The sequence below is a fragment of the Priestia sp. VA7 genome (genome assembly GCF_055710015.1).
The window spans coordinates 1-350 of sequence record NZ_JBVQPN010000052.1; the positions used below are offsets into that span (position 1 = coordinate 1).

General features: G+C 41.1%; 1 rRNA gene. It reads right to left on the bottom strand.

What is annotated here, in order from left to right:
• Positions 1-250: 250 nt before the first annotated feature.
• A 16S ribosomal RNA gene (locus AC0C45_RS30125) occupies positions 251-350 on the bottom strand; the annotation flags it as partial.

The window sequence follows — 350 nt, forward strand, 5'->3', positions numbered from 1 at the left end:
TATCGGTGTTAGTCCCGTCCTTCATCGGCTCCTAGTGCCAAGGCATTCACCGTGCGCCCTTTCTAACTTAACCATTAGCGAATAAATGGTACAACATACTGTTGTGTTATTTATTGGTTTGATTAAAAGAAAAGTTTCACTTTTCCTCAGCAATTACTGTTATCTAGTTTTCAAAGAACAATGTTTTTAAGAGATTACTCTCTCAAAACTGAACAAATTCAACAAACGTACGTCATGTAAAAATCCTTAGAAAGGAGGTGATCCAGCCGCACCTTCCGATACGGCTACCTTGTTACGACTTCACCCCAATCATCTGTCCCACCTTAGGCGGCTAGCTCCTTACGGTTACT